The sequence below is a fragment of the Herbaspirillum sp. B65 genome (assembly GCF_000333555.1).
Taxonomy (GTDB): domain Bacteria; phylum Pseudomonadota; class Gammaproteobacteria; order Burkholderiales; family Burkholderiaceae_D; genus Herbaspirillum; species Herbaspirillum rubrisubalbicans.
Genome location: NZ_BADI01000819.1, coordinates 1 through 4844, shown reverse-complemented (window position 1 = coordinate 4844; position 4844 = coordinate 1). Strand labels below are relative to the sequence as shown.

General features: G+C 62.5%; 3 protein-coding genes and 2 pseudogenes. 2 read left to right on the top strand and 3 right to left on the bottom strand.

Annotation, left to right across the window (positions count from 1 at the left end; all coding sequences use genetic code 11):
* Both I5W_RS19560 and I5W_RS30205 read left to right on the top strand, forming a co-directional pair.
* Window positions 1-1256: pseudogene (locus tag I5W_RS19560) on the top strand (lytic transglycosylase domain-containing protein); the annotation flags it as partial.
* Complete coding sequence (locus I5W_RS30205) at window positions 1216-1575, top strand: 3-hydroxyacyl-CoA dehydrogenase NAD-binding domain-containing protein (protein WP_306302678.1); 360 nt, start codon at window positions 1216-1218, stop codon at window positions 1573-1575. The pseudogene I5W_RS19560 and the gene I5W_RS30205, both read left to right, overlap by 41 nt.
* Window positions 1576-1585: 10 nt before the next feature.
* Here I5W_RS30205 and I5W_RS30200 read toward each other — a convergent pair.
* From I5W_RS30200 to I5W_RS19545, 3 genes and pseudogenes are all read right to left on the bottom strand, one after another.
* Window positions 1586-1897, bottom strand: a pseudogene (locus I5W_RS30200) (NAD-dependent epimerase/dehydratase family protein); the annotation flags it as partial.
* 385 nt (window positions 1898-2282) lie between these two features.
* Window positions 2283-3125, bottom strand: a complete 843-nt coding sequence (locus I5W_RS19550) for a hypothetical protein (protein WP_017449829.1) — start codon at window positions 3123-3125, stop codon at window positions 2283-2285.
* Between the two features lie 5 nt (window positions 3126-3130).
* A complete protein-coding gene (locus tag I5W_RS19545) occupies window positions 3131-4702 on the bottom strand; it encodes a glycosyltransferase family 4 protein (RefSeq protein WP_252717122.1) in 1572 nt (523 codons plus the stop codon).
* Window positions 4703-4844: the final 142 nt, after the last annotated feature.

The following is a 4844-nucleotide window of genomic DNA, read 5'->3' as shown; positions in this document are numbered from 1 at the left end:
CCCCGGATGCCGCGCCTGACGACATCTCCTTGGCCCTGCGTCAGGCAGCCGCCAGCGACAATGCCGCGCTGGCGCAAGATCTGGCTTCCCGCCTGTCCGGCTACGAGCTGGCGTCCTATGTCGATTACTACCGCTTGAAGCCGCGCGTGCGCGACTACAGCGCCAGCGAACAGGAAATCCGCGATTTCCTGGCGCGCTGGGAGGGTCAGGCCATCGCCGACCGCCTGCGCAACGACTGGCTGCTGGCGCTGGGCAAGACCGGCAACTGGACCGTGTTCGATGAGCAGTATCCCAAGTTCGTGCTCAACGACGATACCCAGGTCAAGTGCTTCGCCCTCAATTCGCGCGCCTTGAAGGGCGCCAACGTGGCCGAGGATGCGCGCGCCCTGTTGGCCAATCCCAAGGATTACGGCCAGGGTTGCAGCGACCTGATCGCCACGCTGGCCCAGAACGGCCAGTTCAGCGATGCCGATGTCTGGTTCCAGATCCGCCAGGCCGCCGAGAATGGCAATGCCACCGTGGCGCGCCGCGCCGCCGTGCTGGTCGATAGCGGCGACGTCAGCGTGACCCAGGTGATGGAGCGCCCGGCGTTGATGCTGGCCAAGGGCCCGGGCCGGGGCGCGGCCAACCATCAGCTCTACATCATCGCGCTGGGGCGCATTGCCAAGAGCAATCCGACCCAGGCCGCGACCTACCTCAGCGAGGCGCGCACCCTGACGGCACAGGAAGCCGCCCTGGGCTGGGCCCAGATCGCCCTGGCCGCGTCCTACAAGCTGGCCCCGGAAGCCTCGGACTACTGGCGGCGCGCCAAGGAGGCGCCGCTGTCGCAGGACGCCATGCAATGGAAGGTGCGCATGGCCCTGCGCGACGGCGACTGGAAGACCGTGCGCAAGACCATCGAAGCCATGCCTGCGCCCCTGCGCAGCGACACCACCTGGGTCTACTGGCTGGGCCGCGCCTTGAAGGAAGAAGGCCAGACCGAAGCCGCACGTCGCCTGTTCGAATCGATCGCCCCCAACTTCAGCTTCTATGGCCAACTGGCGCTGGAAGAACTGGGCCAGAAGATCAGCATCCCGCCTGGCCCCACGCCGCCTGGCGCCGGTGAAGTGGCGCTGTATTCGCAGAATGCCGGTTTCCAGCGCTCGCTCAAGTTCTACCAGTTGAACCTGCGCTTCGAAGCCATCCGCGAATGGAACTGGGAATTGCGCAACATGAATGACCGCCAGTTGCTGGCCCATGAACAGCATTCCGGACAAGGGCGATATCAAGCGTGTCGCCGTGGTGGGTACGGGCGTGATCGGTGCCAGTTGGGTTGCCTACTTCCTGGCCCAGGGGCTGGAAGTGGCGGCCACCGATCCGCAGCCGGGCGCACAAGAGCGCTTGCTGGAGTCGGTGCAGCGGCATTGGCCGGGCCTGCGCACCAGCGGTCTGGCACCCGGCAGTTCGCTGGAGCGACTATCGTTTCATGCTGACCTGGAAGAAGCGTTGCAAGGTGCCGACTTTGTGCAAGAGAACGGCCCTGAACGGGAAGACCTGAAGATCGGCCATAGACGCTGCCCGAAGACGCGTAGATGAATTGCTTGACGCCCTTGCGCACGGCCTTGTCGGCCAGTTGCATCGTGGCCAGTGCGCTGACTTCCCAGGTCAGCTTGGGATCGAGATCGCCACAAGGATCGTTGGCCACCGAGGACAGGTGAATGATGGTGTCCACGCCATCCAGGTTGATCTGGTCGATGTTGCGCACATCGCCGGCGGTCACGGTCAGGTTGGGGTGCGGCGCCAGGTAGTTGCCGAACCACATGATGTCCAGCACATGCACCTTGTAGCCGCGCGCCAGCAGTTTGGGGACGAGAACGCTGCCTTTGTAGCCGCAGCCGCCGGTGACCAGAATATTCATATCTACGCGTGATTCCCTAATATTGAAGACTTGCAGCCCGGATTGTGCTGCGCTCGCCATTACTGATGCGGTCGGAATGTTCATATGCATCTGCATCCACCCCGACCGCTTGCATTACCACGGATGTTGCTTGGGTGAAATGTCACAGAGAGTCTTGCCCATGCTTGCATCTTGACAGCTTGGGCTTGCGGATGACGGCCACATTAGCGATGCAACTTGCCCCTTATTTATCGCATGGGCGGCGTTGCCGGAACGCCAACGCGCAGGTGTGCCAGCCCGCACTGATGTGTTCATCTACGGAAAGAAAAGGCAAAACTTGAATTGCCGCCCGGGGAGGGAAGGTGGTGGCAGGCGGTCGCCGGACGGCGCCGACGACCAGTGTTGCTCAGAAGAAGGGACTCGGCCGGTCGCGCCGGTATTCCGGGTCGCAACGGCGCAGCAGGTCGTGGCGCAAGGCGTAGAAACGATCGAGGTAGGCCTGGTCGGCCGAATGCAGGTAGGCGGTCTTGAGCGCATCCAGCATCACCATCTCATCGCGGCAGGGATAGAACATGGGATCGCCGAAGCGCATGGCCGCAATGTTCAGATTATTCACCTGCAGTTCAGGCATGAGCGCCATCACCAGCGAACCAATGCGCTCCATGATGAAAACCTTCATCTGGACCGTACTTTTGCCGTAGTCGGTGACCTCGTTGAGCTTACGCGCCAGGGGCGTGGCATTGGCTTCGGCCAGCGCGAACATGTGCTCGTTGATGGCAAACCATTTATCCCAGAACACCGGCTTGGCGATGATGTAATTGCAATAGGCGGTGGTGCGGAAATCGTTGACCAGCGATTGCAGATTGACCTCCAGCCCGATGTCGGCCATCAGTGCCTGCGCCACCTGCACGATGCCGGGATGGCGTCGCGCACCCTGTTCGAACACGCTCAGGTAGGCCGAGGCGTCCGACATCGAGGGCGAGAAGGTATAGACATCCGCGCCAGGCCGGCTATCCATGAAATCGCGCACTTGCTGCGCGTTCATCCGGGTCTTGTCGAAGAACAGTGGGGAGAGGAAGCCGTAGTAATGGTCCTCGTTGAGCGAGTTGTTCAGGAAGTAGTTGCGGATGCCCCAGTATTCCCGCCAATCGGGCCGGGGGTTGCCGGTGATTTCAAGCGGGGTGAAGCCAGGGTCGAGCATACGGCGGCTGGCTTCATCATAGTGGATCTGCAGGATGTGCTTGTTCATGGTCTTCAGGCTTTCAGGCAGCGGCTATAGACCTCGTTGTAATGCGCCGCCTTGGCGGCCAGGTCGAAACCTTCGCGCACTTCCTGCTGGCCGGCTGCAGCCAGGGCGTGGCGTTTCTCGGGCGACTCGATCAGTTGCGTGATGGCGTCCAGCCATGCCTGGCTGGAATTGGGCATGAGCAGGCCGGTGACATCATGGGTGACGACCTGGTTGTACACCGAGACATCGCTGAAGATCGAAGCGATGCCGGCGGCCGAGTAATCGAGCCACTTGATGTAGCTCTTGCATTGATTGTATTGGTCGCTGGCCAGCGGGATGAGTGCAATATCCCAGTTCCACTGGCGCAGTTGGGCGGCGTAGTCCACGTACTGATGCACGAAGGTATGGAAGGTGGTCAGCGGATGACCGGCCCAGCCCTGCGGACATTCCCAGCCAACGAAGTCGATGTGCAGGCGCGCGCCGTAGCGCTCCACCAGGGCGCGCAAGGCCTGATCGACCAGCGCGAAGTTGGAGGGCTGGATCGAGGAGCCCAGCAGGCCGATGTTGATGCGGCCATCCGGGTCCTGGTGCTGTGGCACCGGGCGGTAGAACAGGTCGAAGTCGATGTAGTTGGGCAGCACATGGACCTGGGCATTGAGTTCGCGGTACTTGGCCGCCAGGAATTCGGTGGAGACCACCACCGCCTTGGCGTGCTTGACCGAGAATTCGATGCCGCTCTTCCAGGCCGCGCCCTGCTGGGCCTCCGGGTGGTCGGCCGGAATGTCGTTGAGCAGGTCGTCGGACTCATAGATGATGGGGATGCTGGAACTGAAGATGGTACGCAGCACATCCAGCGACATCAGTCCCGGGGTGTAGCGATGCAGCAGGATCAGGTCGGCGTCGGCCAGGTAGTCGCTTTGCAGCTTGCCGTTCTGGATCCCCCAGACCAGCTCCCATTCATCCTTGAGGTGCGCGAAGGGCCGGATCAGGCGGATCTGCGGGCAGGGGCTCCAGGTCGATTCGACCGAATACACCACCAGTCGCTTCTTGCGCTTGGCAGTTGCGGCAGCAGGTGCCGCAGTTGCAGCAAGAGGCGCTGCCGCAGTCGTCATCGCTGCGGCGGGAGCATTGAAGCGACGCTGGCTGGCCAGGATGAAATCGTCGAGCTGGCGCGCCAACTGATCACGCCGGGCAGCAAAGGTGGCGTCGGGCACCAGCGGCAATTCCAATAGGGGCACGCCGGCATCGGCCAGGTCGGCCCGCCAGGCCAGCGGGAACTCGCCCGCACGCGCGGTTTGGCCGGGGTGGAGCTGATAGCGCACCACGTTGAGGGCCGATAGCGGATTGCCGGCCACGCTGCCGGCATAGATCACGATGGGATTACGCCCAGCGGCCAGGTGGGCATTGATCAGTTCCTGCGTCAGGCGCGGCGTGCGCAGGGCAGTACTGCCTTCATCGGTCACGTAGGCTTCTTCCCCCCACAGGTTCAACGCATGGCACAAGCGGTGCAGCAGCAGGGCTTCTTCCGTGTGGGTAGCGTAGGCGGGAGCGAAGATGTAATACGGGGAGTGAAGCCGGGCGAACAAATCTGGTCTCATATGCTACTCGGTGGTCTGTCTCTGGGGGTCTCGATGATCTGCGCAAGTGACATGGCCGTGCTGATGGGCCTGAACCACAATGGCCAGGCCATCACCCTGTCCAAGAAGCTGGCCGACAAGGGCGCCGTCGATGGCCCTCGCT

Bases quoted from the DNA above. Each gene is read 5' to 3' on its own strand.
- I5W_RS19545 (WP_252717122.1), bottom strand. From the start codon at position 4,702: ATGAGACCAGATTTGTTCGCCCGGCTTCACTCCCCGTATTACATCTTC.
- I5W_RS19550 (WP_017449829.1), bottom strand. From the start codon at position 3,125: ATGAACAAGCACATCCTGCAGATCCACTATGATGAAGCCAGCCGCCGT.
- I5W_RS30205 (WP_306302678.1), top strand. From the start codon at position 1,216: ATGACCGCCAGTTGCTGGCCCATGAACAGCATTCCGGACAAGGGCGAT.